16 protein-coding genes are annotated in these 19,335 nt (G+C 58.0%); 10 read left to right on the top strand and 6 right to left on the bottom strand.

What is annotated here, in order from left to right; genetic code table 11:
* Window positions 1-68: 68 nt before the first annotated feature.
* On the bottom strand, window positions 69-914 hold the full coding sequence (locus ACYQ11_RS20340) for a hypothetical protein (RefSeq protein ID WP_459925662.1): 846 nt from the start codon (window positions 912-914) through the stop codon (window positions 69-71).
* 191 nt (window positions 915-1,105) lie between these two features.
* On the opposite strand from ACYQ11_RS20340, the gene ACYQ11_RS20335 reads away from it, so the two are divergent.
* The 3 genes from ACYQ11_RS20335 to ACYQ11_RS20325 all read left to right on the top strand — a co-directional run bounded on the left by ACYQ11_RS20335 (window position 1,106) and on the right by ACYQ11_RS20325 (window position 3,969).
* Window positions 1,106-1,447: a cytoplasmic protein gene (locus tag ACYQ11_RS20335; RefSeq protein ID WP_459925661.1), complete on the top strand. Its 342-nt coding sequence runs from the start codon at window positions 1,106-1,108 to the stop codon at window positions 1,445-1,447.
* A gap of 468 nt (window positions 1,448-1,915) precedes the next feature.
* Window positions 1,916-2,896, top strand: coding sequence for a fasciclin domain-containing protein (locus ACYQ11_RS20330; RefSeq protein WP_459925660.1), 981 nt, complete (start codon window positions 1,916-1,918; stop codon window positions 2,894-2,896).
* Window positions 2,897-3,084: 188 nt separating this feature from the next.
* Complete coding sequence (locus tag ACYQ11_RS20325; protein WP_459925659.1) at window positions 3,085-3,969, top strand: LuxR C-terminal-related transcriptional regulator; 885 nt, start codon at window positions 3,085-3,087, stop codon at window positions 3,967-3,969.
* A 270-nt stretch (window positions 3,970-4,239) separates the two neighbouring features.
* On the opposite strand, the gene ACYQ11_RS20320 is transcribed toward ACYQ11_RS20325, so the two are convergent.
* The 5 genes from ACYQ11_RS20320 to ACYQ11_RS20300 all read right to left on the bottom strand — a co-directional run bounded on the left by ACYQ11_RS20320 (window position 4,240) and on the right by ACYQ11_RS20300 (window position 12,678).
* On the bottom strand, window positions 4,240-5,556 hold the full coding sequence (locus ACYQ11_RS20320) for an OmpP1/FadL family transporter (RefSeq protein WP_459925658.1): 1,317 nt from the start codon (window positions 5,554-5,556) through the stop codon (window positions 4,240-4,242).
* A 64-nt stretch (window positions 5,557-5,620) separates the two neighbouring features.
* A complete protein-coding gene (locus ACYQ11_RS20315; protein ID WP_459925657.1) occupies window positions 5,621-9,649 on the bottom strand; it encodes a hypothetical protein in 4,029 nt (1,342 codons plus the stop codon).
* Window positions 9,650-9,959: 310 nt separating this feature from the next.
* The gene (locus ACYQ11_RS20310; protein ID WP_459925656.1) at window positions 9,960-10,532 is read right to left on the bottom strand and encodes a hypothetical protein; all 573 of its coding nucleotides are present in this window, start codon (window positions 10,530-10,532) and stop codon (window positions 9,960-9,962) included.
* An 11-nt stretch (window positions 10,533-10,543) separates the two neighbouring features.
* A complete protein-coding gene (locus ACYQ11_RS20305) occupies window positions 10,544-11,497 on the bottom strand; it encodes a hypothetical protein (protein ID WP_459925655.1) in 954 nt (317 codons plus the stop codon).
* A gap of 122 nt (window positions 11,498-11,619) precedes the next feature.
* The gene (locus ACYQ11_RS20300; protein WP_459925654.1) at window positions 11,620-12,678 is read right to left on the bottom strand and encodes an alpha/beta fold hydrolase; all 1,059 of its coding nucleotides are present in this window, start codon (window positions 12,676-12,678) and stop codon (window positions 11,620-11,622) included.
* A 371-nt stretch (window positions 12,679-13,049) separates the two neighbouring features.
* Here ACYQ11_RS20300 and ACYQ11_RS20295 point away from each other — a divergent pair, with 371 nt between their 5' ends.
* The 7 genes from ACYQ11_RS20295 to ACYQ11_RS20265 all read left to right on the top strand — a co-directional run.
* Window positions 13,050-13,310 (top strand): hypothetical protein, encoded by a 261-nt coding sequence (locus ACYQ11_RS20295; RefSeq protein ID WP_459925653.1) that lies wholly within the window; start codon window positions 13,050-13,052, stop codon window positions 13,308-13,310.
* Between the two features lie 125 nt (window positions 13,311-13,435).
* Window positions 13,436-13,699, top strand: a complete 264-nt coding sequence (locus ACYQ11_RS20290; protein ID WP_459925652.1) for a hypothetical protein — start codon at window positions 13,436-13,438, stop codon at window positions 13,697-13,699.
* 224 nt (window positions 13,700-13,923) lie between these two features.
* A complete protein-coding gene (locus ACYQ11_RS20285) occupies window positions 13,924-15,798 on the top strand; it encodes a PHA/PHB synthase family protein (RefSeq protein WP_459925651.1) in 1,875 nt (624 codons plus the stop codon).
* Window positions 15,795-16,268 carry a dUTP diphosphatase gene (gene dut / locus ACYQ11_RS20280; RefSeq protein WP_459925650.1) on the top strand — a complete coding sequence of 158 codons (474 nt, stop codon included), beginning with the start codon at window positions 15,795-15,797 and terminating at the stop codon, window positions 16,266-16,268. The genes ACYQ11_RS20285 and dut overlap by 4 nt, the downstream gene beginning before the upstream one ends.
* A complete protein-coding gene (locus ACYQ11_RS20275) occupies window positions 16,265-17,113 on the top strand; it encodes an MBL fold metallo-hydrolase (RefSeq protein ID WP_459925649.1) in 849 nt (282 codons plus the stop codon). The genes dut and ACYQ11_RS20275 overlap by 4 nt, the downstream gene beginning before the upstream one ends.
* Complete coding sequence (locus ACYQ11_RS20270) at window positions 17,073-17,813, top strand: septal ring lytic transglycosylase RlpA family protein (RefSeq protein WP_459925648.1); 741 nt, start codon at window positions 17,073-17,075, stop codon at window positions 17,811-17,813. Before ACYQ11_RS20275 ends, ACYQ11_RS20270 begins: the two co-directional genes overlap by 41 nt.
* Window positions 17,814-18,134: 321 nt before the next feature.
* Window positions 18,135-19,335, top strand: a 1,201-nt coding sequence (locus ACYQ11_RS20265; protein ID WP_459925647.1) for a site-specific DNA-methyltransferase, incomplete at its 3' end; no start/stop codon positions are given.

Raw genomic sequence — 19,335 nt, 5'->3', positions numbered from 1 at the left:
GGCATCCTGTCAGTGAGGGGGGATTGACGTTGCGGGCCGCTTCCCTTTGGGAGGCGGCCCGTTTTTTATCAGGATCGGGGGGTGCTGATCCGGTCCAGGGTGTCCCGGGTGATCAGGTCGTCGATGAACAGGTCTTCCAGGGTCTTGCCCTGATCGGTGAGGGTCTTGATGCAGCGGGTCACCTTGAGGGCGTATTCGGCCTCTGACCGGGCTTCCCGGATCAGCTTTTTGGCTTTTTCATTGCCGTAGGCCTGGCGCTTGAGTTCGGTCTGGGCCAGTTCGGCCAGCTGCACGGCCCGGGCGTAGGTTTTCGGTGCCAGCCGGCTTCCCCCGTCCAGGCCGTCGATGGTTTTCAGGTTCTCCCAGACATCGGCCAGATAGCTGTAGGCGATGGTATCCTCTTCGACCTGCTCATACAGGACCCGGGCTTCAGAGGCCAGCACCACGGCTTCCTGATGATGACCCCGTTCGAATTTGGCGATGGCCCGTTTGAAGGTGTCTTCCGCCTTGCCCCACTGGTCGGGCTTGTAGCGGGACGCCATGACCTTGTGGGCGTCGTTCCGCGCAAGATCCGTGTCCCTGAACCGACGTTCGGCCTCGTCGGCCATGCGGACCGCATCGGCGAACAGCACCATGCTCCGGTCCAGCTTGTCGTTGATCTCCTTCATCGAGCGTTCGTGGGCGTAATCGTTTTCCGCCGCCTTGTACACGGCCATGGCCTCGGCAAACACCGTGGGGGCGAAAAACCGGGTTTTATGGGTATCCGCCTCACCCAGGGCCAGGTCCGCTTTCTGAAACAAGGCTTTTTTCACCGCCAGACTGCTCGACGCCCGGGCCCCCGGAACCGTCAGCATCAGCACCAGCGCCAAAACAACCATCCAACCCGCCATCCGTCGTCCACTCTGCTTGGTCATGTCTTTTCCCCGTATCGTTTTGTAAACTAAGTTCATGCCTATGGCTCTGTTATCACAGCCCTCGCTGAATTTAAACAAAAAAACCCGTCTCAGCCGCACGGGAACGAAGAAAGGACTTTTTAAACGGCATCAAACATGGTAGTCAACACGGGTTCACACCACCAACCGCCGTCACGAAAGGAAGGCATCTCATGAAACATGGCATCGATTTTACCGTGGACCAGGCCCATCTGTACCGGGAGGAATCCATCACCGACCTCAAAGTGGCCTCGATCCGGGTGCTGGTTCCCGTCCGCACGGACGGGTCCGATGATCCGTCCCGGCCGTCTCTTTACCTGGGTCACACCCAGTTGATGTCCCCCCAGGGGCCCATCCCCATCCAGGCGGAACTCGAGGTCAAGACCCTCGAAGAGGCCATCGCCGCCTTCCCGGCGGCCATGGAAAAGGCCGTGGACGAGGTCCTGGAGAACCTGCGAAGGCTCCAGCGCGACCAGGAAATGAAAAGCGAATCCCGGATCATCACGCCCCGCTGAGTTCCTCCCCCCGCAGGGCATCGCCCGAATGATGCCCTGCGGGAAAAAGTCCTTCCATTGCCGATGACCACAGGGAATGTTTCTCAACAACACAGCCGTGACTCCATCCTTATCGATCCCGACCCATCGGACCCAGCCCAACCATATTCCATGACGATCCCCCGTATCCTTCGCTTTGATACGGTTTTCCCTGCCGTTGCAGCGGAATAAAAACATCTCTCAAGCCGTTCTGTTGATCACTATCACATTCTGCCTGTCTCTGATTTGCCTCCCGGCCTGAATCCTGACGCATGGCGGACGCCTGTCCGGCAGGGCGCCCACACTTCTGTAGTTTTATACTACCAATATAAACCCAATCTTTAACCATTGAACCTTGGCACGAAGGGGTTAACTTGGGTTCAAACACGTCTTTCGAAAAACAGACTCATCGCCCTTGATCAAAACCGATAAAAATGAAAGGAAAACACCATGAAAACAGTCAAAGCATTAAAATACATCGTTATGGCGGCCCTGACCCTTGTGCTTGTTTCATGTGGAGATAGTGATGAGAACAAACCTGCGATACAGGGTGATCCTTTAAAAACTATTGTGGGCACCGCCGTGGATAACGGGAACTTTACTACCCTTGTGGCGGCAATACAGGCTGCCGGTCTGGTGGACGCCCTCGAAGGTGAAGGGCCGTTTACGGTATTTGCTCCCACGGACGCGGCTTTTGCCCTGTTGCCCGAAGGGACCGTGGCTTTTTTACTGGAGCCTGAAAACATTGACGTATTGACCGATATCCTGACTTACCACGTGATTGAGGGAGCTGTGTTTGCAGAAGATGCCCTGGCACTGGACGGCCGGGCCGCAACCATGCTCAATGGCGGTAAAATCAGGCTCAATATTGTGGACGGCGAGCTTGTGATCAATCTTGGAGGCGACAGGGAAGCCTATGTGACCGTGACCGATATTGAGGCCTCCAACGGTGTGATTCATGTGATCGATGCCGTTCTTGCCCCGGAAGATGCGCCGATGGATATCGTGGATACGGCGGTCGATAACGGTAATTTCACCACGCTGGCGGCAGCCCTTGGTGCCGCAGGTCTGGTGGAAGCCCTGAAAGGGGAAGGCCCCTTTACCGTGTTTGCTCCCACGGATGCCGCGTTTGCCGCCCTGCCCCCCGGGACCGTGGCATCCCTTTTGGAACCGGAAAACATCGGCACCCTGACGAATATTTTAACCTACCACGTGTATGAGGGTGAGGTGTATGCCGAAGATGCCATCGCACTGGACGGAGCCTCTGTGACCATGCTCAACGGGGGCATGATGGCCATCGATGTGGTGGGCGGACACGTTGTATTGAATGAAGGAGGGGCTTCCCCGGCGACGGTTGTGATCACCGATATCATTTGTGCCAACGGGGTGATCCATGTGATCGATGCGGTGATCGACCCCACTGACGGATAATGATTGGCAGGCGTTTTGTGTAAACCGGGCCGACGCGTCCTTTCCCCGGGCCCAAGGAAAGGAACGTCGGCCCGGCTGTTTGAGCACGGGGGCATGAACAGCGGTTTGACTTGCTCTGGGTTTGATGTTATTTTTTTTCTCCGGCGAGTTCGCTACCGCCGTGCACTTCTTTCTCGGATGAAACCATCATGGAAGACACACACAAAGCGACAACGCAAACCATCGGACCCTTTGACCGGACGATCCTCAATTCCCTGTCGGCTCACATTGCCCTTCTCGACAAGGACGGTCTGATTCTGGAGACAAACCGGGCCTGGAATCGTTTCGGTAAAATCAATGGGATGGACGATGCTCCGGCCGGGCCCCGGTACAACTACCTGGACGTATGCGACCAGACAAGGGGAGACGATGAAGACCACTCGAAAAAAGCCGCCCGGGGCATTCGCGACGTGATCAGAGGCAATCTGGAGGAATTCACCCTGGAATATCCATGCCATTCGCCCACGGAAAAAAAGTGGTTTTTCATGCGTGTCAACCCGATTCGCGACAAAGAACCCTTCAAGGTCATCGTGAGCCATGAAAACATCACGGAACTGAAACTCGCTGAAGAGGTGATCAGGAACAAGGAAGCAAAACTTTTCGAACAGACACTGAACCTTGAAGAAACCAACTCCGCCCTCAAGGTCCTGCTCCGGCAGCGAGACGCGGACAAAGAGGAGCTGGAGGAAAAGGTTCTGGCCAATGTGGAACACCTGGCCTTTCCCTACATCGAAAAACTGAAATCGAGCCGTCTGAACGAGAGGCAGTCCACCTATCTGGGCATCCTCGAAGCCCACCTGAAGGAGATCATATCCCCCTTTCTTCTCAGCATGTCCCGTCTGGGCAATCATCTCACCCCCCAGGAACTGCAGGTGGCCCATCTGGTGAAATCCGGAAAAACCAGCAAGGAGATCGCCGAGGTTCTGACCATTTCCGTCAATACGGTGGATTTTCACCGTAAACACATCCGAGACAAACTCGGGCTTCGCCACACCAAAACAAACCTGCAATCCTACCTGATGCAGATCAAATAGCCGGGCGTTCCGTGTGCTCCGTCGATAACACATCCGGGCCGTTGGGTTTCGAACGGGTAACCGTAAACAGACCCAGGGGCGGCATACGGGACGGCAAAGCTTAAAATCGGAGCGTTTTTCAGGCGGGGGCACCCGTCGTCAGGCGGCAGTCACTGCGCTGATTTTTTTTCATCGTCACTGCGGACGGTCCCTGCCCCGGGCGTGCAAAAAAGAGAGGGCATCGCCTTGACGATGCCCCCTTTCTTGTCTGGATGATACGGGTCGTTCACGCTACAGATTGATGTTGAGTTCCAGCATCAGGGTATGGCAGGTGCCGCCGTAGGAATACTCGGGATTGAGGGCCGTGGGCGCCGTTTTGTCCACGTCCCGCTCGACCAGGTATTGAAGCTGGTAACCCAGGCACAGATCGGTCTTTCCTTTGAGCGGCACATAGGGCGTGATGTCGTAGACCAGGCCGCAGGAGGCCACGTGCTTGTCGTTGTCGAGGAAGTTCATCACGCCGGCCACGGCCTCGTCGGGCACGAAGGACGGCTGGTAGTAGTAGCCGAACAGCAGGCTGGTCCGTGTATTTTTGCGATACTCGACCCCGAGGCGGGGAATGAGAATGTCGTCGAAGTCTTCAAGATCATTGCCGTAATGTTCCATATTGGGCCGGGACAGATGAAAGTTCGACCACTGCTGATACTCGAGGTCGAAGGACACCGTCAGGTCTTCATTATGCCAGGCCATACCCAGAACAAGCATCCGGGGCTGGAAGTAATCAGTCAGGGCCAGGAGCATGTTCAGGGGAATCTGTCCGACATCGGTAATCCCCGAGGTTTCGAACGGATCGATGTTCTGGATGGTCTCGTCCCGATAGGTCAGGCCGAACTCCAGGCCCTCCAGGGCGTCGATCACTTTTCCAGGACTGACATACAGCCCCAGAAGCAGATGGGGTTCGAGTTCCATGTCCATCTTGGACTGCCCCCGGGGACTCTGGGGATCGGTGTCCAGCTGGATTTCCTCGAGAACGACCTGTCCGTCCCCGGCAAAGGCCGAATTGACGCCCACGCCGATGCCGAAGGCGTCATCCATGAATCCCAGTCCCAGCCCGCTCAGCACTTCCAAACGCTGGGCCTCCCGGCCGTAACGCATGAAGGTGTGGGTCCGGGGATCCAGATCGTTGATCTTGATGGCGGTCATGTCGTCGTTGACGCAAAGGCCCACCCCGATGCGGGCCGACGAGACAAAGGAGGGGACGTGCATCAGCACGTTGGCGTCCAGGGCCAGGCCGAAGACGAAGGTGCCGGTTTCCAGGTCTTCGTCACCGTTGACCCCGCTTCGGCTGATATCGATATCCACCATGGGCAGGTTGCCCTGGTAGGCCGCGGCGATCTGGTTTTTTTTGTCCAGGCCCCGGGTTTTGCCCAGGCCGGCCATGTTGTAGTACACCGACGACCAGTCGTCGACCCGGGCGCTCATGGCCCCGCCCAGACTCATGCCCCGGGTGGAATAGCCGAAGGAGTCCCCGTAATTGGAGGCCGACACGGGAAAGGCGCCCATCACCAGCCCCACACTCACCAACACACTCACGCATACCTTTTTCATAAGAGCTCCGATAACCATTAAAGTGTTCGTCACATGATTCGCCACCGTTGCCGGCGCCGGATCATCAGTTCTGCTGAAATCCGTACTTCTCGTAGATCGACTCGATAAGGCTGCCGTCTTTGGAGGCCTCGACGGCCACGGCCAGATCCCGCAAAAGATCTACAAAACTCGACCACATGGGGGCGTCCTCGGTCACCCATTCGTCTTTCAGAAAGGCCGAGGCGTCGCTTAACAGATCCTCCCAGTTCGCCCGGGTCCCCATGGTGGTCACCAGAAATTCGGCGGCACCGTCCTCTTTGAGCATGTCCCGGTTGAGCTCGAGGACGGCATGGTACCTATCCCCGGAATACCCGCTGTCATCCTTGATCAGTCGGTGAATCTCCGGCAGGCGGACCCGGATGATCCGGAACAGATCGTCAAACCCCGGCCGGCCCTGACTGATCCAGGTATCCGACACGCTGTCGTAGCGGGTCACCAGTTTGCCCAGGGCATAGACCAGGCCGCGGATCTCCGAAGCCTCATACAGGCGGTCACGGCCAAAGACGGCCTCGTTCATGTCCAGAACGGCGTCGACCACGCTGTAGGGGCTTACGGCGGGCAGCAGGTCGTCCAGCAGTCCGAGCACATCCTCCAGGTCCTCCCATCCCGCAGCCTCCTGCTCGTCGACGTAGCAGGAAAGGCCATAACCGTCACGGGTTTCGTCGATGCGGTCATGGCCGACCAGACGGTCGATGGCCCGGTCGAGCACCAGATCCTCGTCTCTCATGCCGGAGAAAGTCGCAAACTCGTTGTAAGGACCGAGACCTTCTCCCTGTACGAAAATCCAGGCGGGGAAGTCAATGTTTTTTACGTTCGTTTCATTAAAAGTCGTCATGGGCCCCTTGGTGATCTTCAGGACCGAGACCAGTTGTTCCAGAGCGGCGTAAAGCAAGTCGGCATCATTGGCCTCGCTCATCAGGGCCTCAAGGAGGGTGGTGACGGACCGGTTGGCCGCCAGCAACGGCAGAATGCCGTCCAGACGGCTCTGGGCAAAACTGCCGCCGCCGGCGGCGGCTCCGATATCACTGTCGATCAGCACGTTCAGCAGGTTTTTCATGGCAGCGGGCTGGAAATGAAGGCGCTCGGCCTTGGTGCCGTTCCAGTGCAGGGCACGGCGGTTGGCCGCATTGTTGAAATCCGCCGTGGACCTCAGGAAGTCATCGCCCAGATAATCATCCCAGGCGGGCGACGGCCCCGGCACCGCGCTGCCCGCAACCCGGGGTTTCCAGGTCTTATGAGGCCAGGCGCCGCTGTCTTTCTGATAATAGATCAACGGTTTGAGAAGGGCGGACGTTCCTTCCACAAAGCTGTGGATGCCTTTTTTCAACGGATTGTTTCCGCTGCCGTGGGGCGGGGTATGGGCCCGCAGGGCTGAAATCAGAGCGACAAAGGGCGGCAGCAGGGCGCTGCGTTCCTGCCACACCGCATCGCCCCGGGCGAATTCCCCGGAACCCAGTTCGCTGTCGACGATGCCGTCACCGCGTTCGGTCTGCCCGGTGTAACGGGGAAAGCCCAGCCGGGTCAGGGCCTGGATGTTCATACCCACCACCGCGGGCGTGGCATGGCCGCAGTCCAGGGTCGTCCCATAGATATTGAGGGCCGACAGTACGTTGTCCGCGCCGGTGGCGGAGGACACCACCTCGATGCGATAGTCGCCGGGAAGGGACGAGGTTCCGTCGGTCCCGGCCTTGGCCCAGTAATGGTTCCCCCTATATTTTCTCAGGTTGCAGATCCCGGTGATGCCGTTGGCCTCCAGCACCTGGTAAACCACGGCCTGGGGGCCGCCCAGATCGAGCTTGAGGGGGATGATGATCACCATTTTCTTTTCTTCCATCAGCCACTGGTAATTCCGGAACAGGGCCTCTTCGGGACTTTGGCAGGCTCTGCGGGGATCGGCTTCGGCAACGGCCTCTCCGTAGGTCAGCCGACCGGCGGCCCCGTCGGCGGCGGACACCTCGACCAGCGCAAGTCGGCCCGAACTGTTGTCAGGCACCCGGCAGGCCGGTCTTTCCAGAATGTCTCCGCCCTCCTCGTACCGTTCGGTGAAGCAGGACAGGTAGTAATCCGTCTGCCACGCGGCCTTGTAGCGGTTGTAGCGCTGGGCCGTGCCCGCCGCCTCCGGCGCGTCGCCGTCCAGCGGATCGCCTTCGTCGGCGGGGTAGACATACTCCGGATGCTCCGGATCATCGGTGCTCACCCAGGCGTAGATTTTTCCGTTGGGGCGACGGTAAACCCGCCAGAGCCTGCCGTCCACCGCGTCAATGACCTCATCGGCCGCAGGATCGTCGTAATAATAGGGGCCCTCACCATTGAAACAGGCCCTAACCACCAGCCCCAACGTCCAGGCGGCCAGCTGGTTTTCATCGAGTCCGTCGGGCGAATAGGCCCTAAAGGCGTTGATGTCCTCCCCGCCGAAAACCCGGCCGTCGGGATTTCCGCCGTCCGGGGCCCCCAGGTCGCCCACGCAGGGCGGGGCCAGACACTGGAGCACATCGTAGTTCTGGTCAAAATAGAAGCGATACTGATCCCGCACATCCGCCGAGAAGGGGACCCGACTCCGATGCAGGCTTTCGCCGTCGTCGGGTTTGAGCCCGATATCGAAGAGCCCCAGCGAATTGAGGGTTTTATGGGTCCTGATGCTGAACAGCGAATCGTTGAGGGACAGGCGGCCCGTGAATGCCCCATGCCCGTGGCGGTAGCGGGCGTCGGAGATGTTCACCACTTCCGGATCGGGCACGACGCTGCCCGCCGGGTTGTCCCGGTCCTGCCAGCCCACATTGGCGGTCACATGGGTCAGGAACAGAAGGGATTCGAGATGGGAGGCAGAAAAGGCCCCGGAGTCCGGATCCATCCGGTCCCGACCCAGCATGTCGTAGCGCATCAGGTTGGTGAGCGTGGTTTCCATGTCGGCGGTTGCCGGATCATACCCCAGGGCCCTGAGGTTGTCGACCATGGCCTTGAGCAGGTAGACCGGCGTCTCGCCTTCTGCGTTTGCGATCAGGGCGTGGGGGCGGTCCGAACGCATCAGAAGTTGAAGCATGCCCGGGAACAGTTCCCGAACCGTCCGGCCGAGTTCGGTATCGGAGTAAATCTCGTCATCGTTTGTCCGGTTAAGGTCGGGACGGGCTTGAAAGGCCTCGCCGCCCGCCGTGAACTGGTCTTCAAGATTGACGAGCAGCTTGCGGATGCGGGCGTGATGATCCGTGTCCGCCTCGGCATCGAACACGGATGCCAGTTCCGTGATGTGGGTCCTTAGAAAACGTCGGCTTTCCGGATCACTCACCATGCGGTCGTACCAGGTGATGAGATCGATCATGCCCCGGACGGCGTTGCCCAGGTCCAGGCTGTCACCCTGATCGTCGGTCTGGGGGAAGTCGGCACGCACCAGCAGTTTGCCGAGGGCCGTGGTCACATCGACAAAATCCTTTGCAAAATCGTCATCCTGAATATCGTCGATCAGCTCTTCCATGTCCTCGTGAATTTTTTCGGGCGTCATCCGGTCGACCATCCGGCCCACCAGACCGCGGGCCACAGCCGTCATGCGGCGGCTGCCCGAATCCTCGCTGTCGTCGAACACCCTGTCGAGGAAGGCATAGAACCCGTTCATGTCGTCTTCGCCCGAAAACACATGTCCCTCGGCATTTTCGGCATCCCGCAGGGGATAATTGGGTTCCGGGTCGATCAGCGCGTCCAGAAGGGCGGCCCCGTCACCGGATACCATCTCGATGAGGGTCCGGGAGGGATCATCGATCAGAACGGCACCCAGATCGGAAAACACGATGAAGTCGTCGATATGGCTGTTCACCGTGTCGGTGAAGCGACGGTTGAACCCCTTGGCGTCGATGCTGTCCCACATCTCTTCGAGGCCGCCCCGGCCGGTAAAAATCTCGGTCAGGACAAACTCCGGGTAGGCCGTGTCCGACCCATTGTCCTGAAACGAGGTCCCGTGCAGGCCGGGGGCGTCGTCGTCCGTTTCGTTCTCCACCTGCCCGCAGGCGGCAACCATGAGCCCCAGGAACATAACCATCAGCAGCAACATTTTTCTTTTCAACATTCCGTTCTCCAGCAATGGGGGTTTGTAAAATTCAACACATCGAAGGCCGTGTCCGGAAGCGTCAAAACGCCCTTAAACACAGGGACGTCTGCGACAATCATCGGCACGGATCCCGAAGGATCGGGGAGTCATGTTTCGTTGACGATGACACCGGATTAAGACAAGGGTACTTCATCAGGGAACCCACCATAGGACAGGGCCTGCTTTTTTTCAACCCATAAATGACTGAATCGGAATTTTTTTACGCTCAGACAGAACGCCTGAAAATACGGTAAAACAAGGGCTAAGGATCAACCCAAGGGACTTGGGGTCATTCCTTCATCATTGCCTCGCGCCGGGAGTAGGTGTCTTCCACCTGTTCTTTGAGAGCACGGGCGTCTTCGAGGGTTTTCCCCGCCTCGGAATAAGGTGCAGGCAGAAGGGACAAGGGGGACGATGTCGATGGTTTTTCAGGACGTCCGGCGTCCAGAACGGCTTTGCCTTTCCGGGCCAGATCCCCGATTTTCTCTTTGACCTCATCCATGGAAGACCCGGACGACTCACCGGCCGGGAGGTAAAGGACCTTCACGCCGTCTCCCAGGGGTTTTCGGTCGGAGAAATGGACAACGCCCCTGTCGTCTTTGAACGTATACATCTTGACCACCTTCTGCCCGTCGGCGGGAACGATGCTGCCCTCGGCCAGAATCTCGGTTTCGGGGGCCGGGGCCTTCCGTTTCAGAAAAGACAGGTCGATATCCGGCACCGTGAACCGGGGAAACACGATCCGGTCGAGGGTCATCAGGGGGCGGCCCTGCCGGTCCTTTAAAAAAAACGGCGCGGCGCAGGCCAATACGAGGATACCGATGATCAGTCTGATGATACGTTTTTTCGTGATGAGGGCCATGGGGAGCTCCTTTACAACGTCGATTTAAACCACAGGCCCAGGCCGAAGAGAGCCAGCATTACCGAGGAAAAGCCCGACAGGAGCAGCCATTCCCGGCGGTTCAGATCCCGGACCCGGGGATAGCGGATCAGGGCATAGGCCATGAAGACCGCCACCATGAAGGGCAGGGCCGGCAGAAACATGCCGCTGATCTGGGCGGCCAGAAGGGCCAGGACGAGGCCCAACACCGGCGTCGGCAGATAGACGGCAAGGCGCCGGGTTTTCCTCATGCCGATGATGCCCGATCCGATCAGGCTGTCGCTGAGCCCGAAACGGGTCAGGGCCGAGCACAGAAACACCAGAATCACCCAGTCGGATACACCGAAAAGGGGCACCGGGGCGGTAAATCCGGGCACCGAAATTTTGATCAGAATAAAATCCGCCAGGGGCGGCGGCCCCACCATGCCGGTTTCGTAATAGGCCGTCAGTGTCTCGATGATGTGGCGGGTGGGACCGGCGAACACGCTGAACAGGTCGGCCAGGGCCACCACCCCGCAGACGGGCACCAGCTCCGAGGGTCGCGTGAGCGGATGGGTCATCCAGGTGGCGGTCACGCAGGCCAGAACGATCAGGTTGGCCGTTGTCAGACTCTGGAGCAGGCCGCCCCGACGGGAGCCGTCCTGCATCAGCACGAACATCAAAAGACCAAGACCCAGACAGAACAGAAACAAAGCGGTCCGGGCCGGGGGATAGTCATCCAGGCGGGCATCCGCGTACACGAGAAACACCTGGGTCATGAACACCGACAGTGCCAGATAGACGACAAGGCTGACCACATGCAGCCCCACGCCCCCGACAGTCCCGGCCCCCAGGGTTCGGAACCCCAGGGACACGAGGCACCAGAGCAGGTACATGGCCGCAACGGGCGTCACCCATGAGAAGCGTCTCAGGCGGCGGATGAGTTTTGAGTCGGCGTCGGATGTCATAAGCGCATTTTTTCACGGATTCCCCGGCGGGTCAATCCTGTTTTGAGCGATAGATCCTGAAACAAATAAAGCCCGGACGGCACCCGCCCGGGCTTTATCAGTCGTATACACTCACTCACGCATCAGGCCGCCGCCGCGTCCGAGCCTCCCCGCTTCGGTTCCGGCACCTTGCTCGTCACGAAATCCAGGGCCTCGGCCCAGTGCGCCTGGGAATCGGTTCGCATAAACACCCCGATATGACCGGCCTTGGGGATGATCCGCCGGAATTTATCCGCATCCGGCGTGCTCACATGATCGGCCAGGGCGTACACCTGCTCGACGGGGGTGATATCGTCCTTTTCCCCGGCCAGCATGGCCACGGGGCAGCGGATCCGCCCCAGATCGACGAAGCGGTGAAGCACCCGGAACTTGCCGGTGATCAGCCGATTTTTTTTGAACAGTTCCCGGACGGCCTGGAGGTACCAGGTTCCGGAAATGTTCTGGGTGTATTCGTACCAGGTCCTGAAGGTCTTGGACCGCTTGAGCTTGTTGTCATCCCCCAGATTGTCCCAGAGGTTCACGTAATCCTGGACAAACCGTTCATAGGGGCTGGTCAGCTTCCATCCGCCGAGCATCACATCGCCCCGAAGAAAGCCTCCCCCGGCCCGGACCATCCATTCATAGCCTTTCATCGGAATCCGGTTGACGAACTCATGGACCTTGCTCTTTCCCGCATGAAAATCGATGGGCGCCGCCCCGATCAGGAGGGACGCCGTCTTTTCCGGATACACGGCCGCATAAATCGCCGCCAGCCATCCTCCCTGGCAGAGGCCGATCAGATGGGCCCGCCCCCCGATCTGTGACACACAGACATCGAGGTAAAGCACCAGGTCATCGATGGTTTCCTGCCGTCGCACGGAGCTTTTCCATTCCAGGGCGTAAACGGCCCCGCCCGTCTGCCGGATACCGGTCGAGACCAGGCTCTGTTCCGGCGAGCCGAAATCGGCGATGCATGAATGGTGCCCGGCCTGGGGCGGGACGATCAACACCGGGGTGTTCCCGCTCGGGCTTTGGGTATTGAACCCCAGAAGCCGGTAGGCCGGATCGTCCGTGATCACCTCGTAGGGTGTGATCCACCCGGGTTTCTCCGTGATCATCAGTTCCGAACAGTATTTCAGGACGTCCTTGTAATCTATAATCATTCATACCCCCTTGGATCGCCGGGTTCCGGCCCGTTTTGACCGGGCGGACCCGCGATCCGGTTTCCATTCACTTCCCCCCGTAAACCGGGGAAGCGGTTGACGGCCGTTGTGGTTCAAGGGATGGTCTTAATATGGATGCCGTTTTTGACCTTGTAAACCGTTTGCACAAAAAAATATTGCACTGCGTCAATTGCCGACTCAAAAAACGAGGGCGCTACCCGCTTTGTCCATGATTGAACGTTATTTTATGGGCTTTCAAATCGTCTTAAACCAAAAATAATATGTTGCATTGCAAAATTTTTTTCTTGACAGCCGAACGAGCGGACTTAACTTGTGTTCAAACAAGAACAACAACCCTCAAGGAGGTCATCATGAAACAGAACGACGCAATCAAACAGGCATTCGAATACAACCGTCAAGGGGTCGAAGCGATTTTCGACGCAGCGGAAAAAGTTCAGGTCAAAGCCGAAGAACTGACCGGCGAGGCCATTGAAAAAGCACCGCTTGTACCCGATCAGGTCAAGGAACTGATCCGCAAAGGGATCGAAACGGGACGCGGCGTGAGAGCCGGCATCCGAGAAGCCGTGCTCAAGGGCCACGAAAGACTTGAAAAACTGATCATTCCCGCCTAGCGGGACCCCGGGGGGAGGATTCAAGGGATTGAAACAGTCAACGCAGGCCGTTGTCCCCCCGGGTGATCGGACCTTATTAATAAAAAAAAAATATACCGAAACCAGCCGCGTCAAGGAGGCATACCATGGAGACCAACGAACTTTTTACCAAGGCAGTGGGCATTCACAAACAAAACTTTGAAAAATCCTTTGAATACGTCGTGACCCTTCAGGAGCAGGTGGAAAAGAAGGTCTTCGCCTTCATCGAGGAAACCGCCCTGATCCCTGAGCCTGCCAAGGCTTTTTACAAGCAGTGGGCCGAAACGGTCAAAAACGGCCGGGCCGCCCTCAGGAAGTACGCCGAGGAAGGCTACGAAGGCGTCGAAAACTACCTGAAAACCACCCACTGATACCACCGGCACGACGCACCACGATACACGGCCCGGTTTCCGGTCTTTCCCGGATTCCGGGCCGTTTCTTATCCGGCGCCCCCCTTTTTTTGTATTTGGATTTTCACGGGGATTGCGGTAAGCTGACCCTTCAAACGACCACCGGTATCGATGACATGCCGTCACCGGGGCGCCCCCGTGACCCGCCCCGGCAAGCCGCGCCAACCCGACATGGAGGATAAGGTATGCCCAAAGACAAAGACATGATCAGCACACTGTCCGAGCTGATGATCAAATTCTCCGACAAGCAGAAATCCGTCATGGCCGCCCTGGCCCGGTCGTCCGCCGCGCCCGACGCCAAGCAGGATCTTTCCATCGTCTCCGACTTCGGAGAGATGATACTCAAACTGGCCGGGGACCCCCAGGTCCTCCTGAGCGCCCAGCAGGCCTACATGCAGGATCTCCTTTCCCTGTCCGACCGTTTCGGCCGCAGGCTCCTGGGCATGGAAAGCCGTGAGGACGGCCCGTTCGAAGCCAAAACCGACAAACGGTTCCAAAGCGAGGAATGGAGCAGCAATCCCTTTTTTGAATTCATCCGCGATTCCTACCTGATCTCGGCCCGGAACATCAGCCGGACCGTGGCCCAGGTCAAGGGCCTCGACGAGAGAACAAAAAAACGTGTGGAGTTCTTCACCCGGCAGCTGCTGGAGGCGGCCTCGCCGTCCAACTACCTGCCCACCAACCCCGAGCTGCTCAAGCTGACCCTGGAATCCGGCGGGGAAAACATCCTGGAAGGCATCGACAATTTTTTAAACGACGTGGACTGCCATGACGGCAGCCTGGCCATCCGCATGACCGACACCCATGCCTTTGAGATCGGGAAAAACCTGGCGACCACCCCGGGCAAGGTGGTGTTCCAGAACGATCTGGTCCAGCTTATCCAGTATACCCCCACCACGGCCCGGGTCTTTGAAACGCCGGTTTTGATCTCCCCGCCCTTTATCAACAAATACTATATCCTCGACATCAACGAAAAAAGCTCCCTGGTGAAATGGCTGGTGGATCAGGGCTACACCGTGTTCATGATCTCCTGGGTCAACCCCGACCGGCGCCATGCCGACAAAACCTTCGACGATTACATGATCGAAGGCCATGTGGCGGTGCTGGACGCCATCGCAGCCATAACCCGCTGCCCCAGGGTATCGGCCATCGGCTACTGCACCGGCGGCACCCTTCTGGCCTGCACGGCGGCCTACCTGGCCGCCCGGGGCGAGGACCGGTTCGCCGCCCTGACCTTCATGGCCACCCTCATCGATTTTTCCCAGCCGGGGGACCTGGGGGTCTTTTTGGATCAGGAGCAGGTCCGGCGGATCGTGGCCGACGTGAACCAGGTGGGCTATCTGGACGGACGCCACCTGGCCAAGACCTTCAACATGCTTCGTCCCACGGACCTGATCTGGTCCTATGCGGTAAACAATTACCTGAAAGGCCGGGAGCCGGTACCCTTTGACATCCTGTTCTGGAATTCCGATCCGACCAACCTTCCGGCCCGGATGTACGGCTTCTATCTGGAAAACGCCTACCTGGAAAACAAAATAAAGGACCCCGACGGCATCACCCTTGCGGGGACCCCGATTTCCATTTCACGGATCACGACCCCGTCCTATTTCCTGGCCACCGAGGAAGACCACATCGTGCTGTGGCAGGCAGCCTACCGGGGCGCCCGGCTGTTTGCGGGCCCCGTCCGTTTCGTTCTGGGTGGGTCGGGCCATGTGGCCGGGGTGGTCAATCCACCGGCCCGCAACAAATACGGCTTCCGGGTCTCGGACCAACTGCCCGACAATCCCGCAGACTGGCTGAACGATGCCTCCCGGCAGGAGGGTTCCTGGTGGCTGGACTGGCACGCCTGGAACCGTGAGAAGGCCGGAAAAACCGTGCCCAAACGGATGCCCGGCAAGAAGCCCTTTTTGGCCATCGAAGACGCGCCGGGAAGCTATGTGAAACGACGGCTTGAAAAACAGTACAAATGCCGGGAGACCTGCTCGTGCAACAAACCCTCCCGCAGCGGCCTCACCCAGATCATGGACCGGCCGGAACCCTCTTTGAAAGGTCAGGGATGAACACGGCGCCTTTGATTCAATTTGTCAAAATCGACCCCGACACGGACAGGGATATTCCCCTGCCCCGCTACATGACCGAGGAGGCGGCGGGCATGGATGTGTGCATCGCCATCCGGGAGGATCTGATCCTTGAACCCGGCCGCATCGCCCTTCTGCCCACGGGATTCAAGATGGCCATGCCCAAAGGGTTCGAGGCCCAGATCCGCCCCCGCAGCGGCCTGGCCGTCCGCCACGGCATCGGCCTGATCAACTCGCCGGGAACCGTCGACAGCGACTACCGGGGCGAAGTCAAGCTGGCCGTGATCAACCTGGGCGAGGGACCGTTCACCTTTCGACGCGGGGACCGGGTGGCCCAGATGGTCATCGCCCCGGTCGTCCGGGCCCGGATCCAGGCCGTCGAAACTCTTGCCGACACGGACCGCAACGACGGCGGATTCGGTCACACCGGCATCGGGCGGACGGCCCCATGAACCAGGACATCACACCCGTCGTCTCGGTCTGCGTCCTGGCCAGCGGAAGCAAGGGCAACGCCATTTACCTGGAGTCCTGCGGCACCGCCATCCTCATCGACGCCGGGCTGTCGGGCAAGGAAATCGAAAAACGCCTGGCCCTGCGGGGGCTCCGGCCCGATGCGCTCTCGGCCATCGTGATCTCCCACGAGCACACCGACCACATCAAGGGCGCCGGCATTTTCAGCCGGCGCCACAAGCTCCCGCTTTACATCAACGAAAAGACCTTCGAGGCCGGAAAGGCCATGCTGGGCGACCCCCACCGGGTGGAATTCATCGATTGCGGAAAGCCGTTCCGGATCGGGTCCATGGCCATTCATCCCTTTTCCATCTCCCACGACGCGGCGGACCCCTCGGGCTTCACCGTCGACTGCCGGGGTACGCGGATCGGGGTGGCCACGGACCTGGGCATCGCCAACCTGGTGGTGCGGGAGCACCTGAAACAGGCCCATCTGCTGATCCTGGAATCCAACCATGATCCTTCGATGCTCTTCGACAACGAGCGCTACCCCTGGCCCCTCAAGCAGCGGGTCCGGGGCCGCAAGGGCCATCTGGCCAACGAGGAGGCCCGGGAGCTTCTGGCCGACCTGATCCATGACCGGCTTCACCACGTGATTCTGGCCCACCTCAGCGAAGAAAACAACACCCGCGACAAGGCCCGGCACGCCGCAGTCCAGGCCCTGAACGGCTCGGCAATCGGCCTGTCCATCGCCGGTCAGCACGAGCCCGGCGAGGTTTTCCGGATTTCAGCCCAAGGGATGCACCATGACAGCGACGACCCCCATGTCACCCCCCGCAGCGCCTGACCGCCGCCGCACACGGTGGTGTCTGATCTGTCTTTCCTTGCTCTTCCTGATCGCCGCCTGCGCCCCGTCCCGTCCCCGCCCGGTCCCCGGCCTGCCTCCGGCGTACAAGGTGCTGGGTTCCTGGTACCAGCCCCTCGCCCGTGCCGAGGGGTTCACCCAGAAAGGCATCGCCTCCTGGTACGGCCCCACCTTTCATGGAAAAAAAACGGCCAACGGGGAAATCTACGACATGCACGCCATGACGGCGGCCCACACCACCCTGCCCCTGGGCACCCGAGTCCGGGTCCGTAATCTTGCAAACGACAAGGAGGTCACCGTCCGGATCAACGATCGGGGCCCCTTTGTCCACGGGCGGATCATTGACCTGTCCAAAGCGGCGGCCCAGGCCCTGGACCTGATCGGCCACGGCACGGGCAAGGTTCAGGTCACGGCCCTCACGGGCCCGCCGAAACCAACGAAACCCGCCGCGAACAAAACCTCCAGAACCTATTCCCTCCAGGTCGGCTCCTTCGATCAAAAAGCCAATGCCGAAGCCCTGGTCCGCCGTCTGTCCAAAGACCATGACCCGGTCCACCTGGCGGCCGAAGCCGGCACCTTCAAGGTCCGGGTGGGCCGCTTCGCCGATCGGGACGCTGCGGAAGCCGCCAAAGCCCGCCTGGCCGACGCCGGTTTCGCCCCCTTCACCGTCCTCATCGACTGAGCCCTGTCGAACCGCATGTGCCGCTTTGGTTAATCAAAACAAATGCATCCTGAGTACGGGGATAATCTTTCATTGACCGATGACGAAAAAGAAAGGATAACTCGATTGACCATAAAGACGTCGGAAAGCCTATGGCGTGCGTGTGAGACTTTAGGCTTTGTCTCAGCACTACCGGATGCGGGGCCTGGGCAGTACGAGCAGCCCCGTCATTTCAAGTCTGTTTTCTGTTCTGCGGCAGACTTGCCGGAACCCTTTAACCGATAATTAAAAGGACTCCCGGATTCCTATCCAGGATGCCTGTTCATAACGAAAGAACGTGATATGACGTCAAAACAGAAATTGGAACTCACCTGGATCGGTAAAGAGAACCGTCCCCGCCTGGAACCGCGCATTCTTCTGGAAGACCCGGACAAATCCTACCATGCCAAACATCGGGTGAAAAAGAACGATGAATTCGACAATCGACTTATCTTCGGTGATAACCTGTTGGCCCTGAAAGCCCTGGAACAGGAGTTTACGGGTAAGGTGAAGTGTGTGTTCATTGATCCTCCGTATAACACGGGAAGTGCATTTGAGCACTATGATGATGGAGTTGAACATTCACTTTGGTTGTCCTTAATGCGTGACAGATTGGAGATTATCAAAAGGCTGTTATGCTATGAAGGCTCTTTATGGATTACAATAGATGATAACGAAGCCCACTACTTGAAAGTTTTATGTGATGAGATTTTTGGAAGACAACATTTTGTTGCAAATATAATTTGGGAAAAACGAACTTCAAGAGAAAACCGTAGAGTTTTTTCTTTTAAGCATGATCATATCTTAGTCTATGCATCCAATAAAAATAAATTTGAAATTATTAGAAAACCTTTATCGCTAAGTGATCAAGTATTATCACGATATAAAAATCCAGATAACGATCCAAGAGGACCCTGGCAATCAGTTTCAGCAAATGCACAAGCTGGCCATGCAACTGCTTCGCAATTTTATAAATTAAAATTACCTTCTGGTAGAGAAATAGACCCTCCTAAAGGTCGATGCTGGCTTTATACAAAAGAAAAGATGGAACAAGAAGTTAAGAATGGAAATATATGGTTTGGGAAGAATGGTGACAATGCTCCACGATTAAAAAAATTTTTAGAGGGAAATCAAGATAAAGGCCTTACTCCTGAAACAATTTGGTATTCTTCAGATGTTAGCACTAATGATGCTGCCAAAAAAGGGTTGTTGAAATTACTAAATGATGTTTCAGTTTTTGACAATCCCAAACCAGAAGGGTTGATTGAACGTGTTTTACACATATCCACCAATCCAGGCGACATAGTCCTCGACTCCTTTGCCGGTTCCGGTACAACCGGAGCCGTGGCCCAGAAGATGGGGCGTCGCTGGATTATGGTGGAACTGGGCGAGCATTGTCATACCCACATTATTCCGCGAATGAAAAAGGTTATCGATGGTGGGGACACAGGAGGAATAACCGATGCAGTGAACTGGAAAGGTGGTGGCGGATTTCGATATTATA

The organism is Desulfatiferula olefinivorans (genome assembly GCF_054657895.1).
The sequence above is the reverse complement of the archived record's forward strand: the minus strand, read 5'-3'. Positions and strand labels throughout refer to the sequence as shown.

Excerpts from the sequence above, each read along its gene's own strand:
- ACYQ11_RS20305 (WP_459925655.1), bottom strand. The coding sequence starts at position 11,497 with ATGACATCCGACGCCGACTCAAAACTCATCCGCCGCCTGAGACGCTTC.
- ACYQ11_RS20340 (WP_459925662.1), bottom strand. The coding sequence starts at position 914 with ATGACCAAGCAGAGTGGACGACGGATGGCGGGTTGGATGGTTGTTTTG.
- ACYQ11_RS20290 (WP_459925652.1), top strand. The coding sequence starts at position 13,436 with ATGGAGACCAACGAACTTTTTACCAAGGCAGTGGGCATTCACAAACAA.
- ACYQ11_RS20285 (WP_459925651.1), top strand. The coding sequence starts at position 13,924 with ATGCCCAAAGACAAAGACATGATCAGCACACTGTCCGAGCTGATGATC.
- ACYQ11_RS20325 (WP_459925659.1), top strand. The coding sequence starts at position 3,085 with ATGGAAGACACACACAAAGCGACAACGCAAACCATCGGACCCTTTGAC.
- ACYQ11_RS20295 (WP_459925653.1), top strand. The coding sequence starts at position 13,050 with ATGAAACAGAACGACGCAATCAAACAGGCATTCGAATACAACCGTCAA.
- ACYQ11_RS20310 (WP_459925656.1), bottom strand. The coding sequence starts at position 10,532 with ATGGCCCTCATCACGAAAAAACGTATCATCAGACTGATCATCGGTATC.
- ACYQ11_RS20335 (WP_459925661.1), top strand. The coding sequence starts at position 1,106 with ATGAAACATGGCATCGATTTTACCGTGGACCAGGCCCATCTGTACCGG.
- ACYQ11_RS20315 (WP_459925657.1), bottom strand. The coding sequence starts at position 9,649 with ATGTTGAAAAGAAAAATGTTGCTGCTGATGGTTATGTTCCTGGGGCTC.
- ACYQ11_RS20275 (WP_459925649.1), top strand. The coding sequence starts at position 16,265 with ATGAACCAGGACATCACACCCGTCGTCTCGGTCTGCGTCCTGGCCAGC.
- ACYQ11_RS20300 (WP_459925654.1), bottom strand. The coding sequence starts at position 12,678 with ATGATTATAGATTACAAGGACGTCCTGAAATACTGTTCGGAACTGATG.
- ACYQ11_RS20320 (WP_459925658.1), bottom strand. The coding sequence starts at position 5,556 with ATGAAAAAGGTATGCGTGAGTGTGTTGGTGAGTGTGGGGCTGGTGATG.
- ACYQ11_RS20330 (WP_459925660.1), top strand. The coding sequence starts at position 1,916 with ATGAAAACAGTCAAAGCATTAAAATACATCGTTATGGCGGCCCTGACC.
- dut (WP_459925650.1), top strand. The coding sequence starts at position 15,795 with ATGAACACGGCGCCTTTGATTCAATTTGTCAAAATCGACCCCGACACG.
- ACYQ11_RS20270 (WP_459925648.1), top strand. The coding sequence starts at position 17,073 with ATGACAGCGACGACCCCCATGTCACCCCCCGCAGCGCCTGACCGCCGC.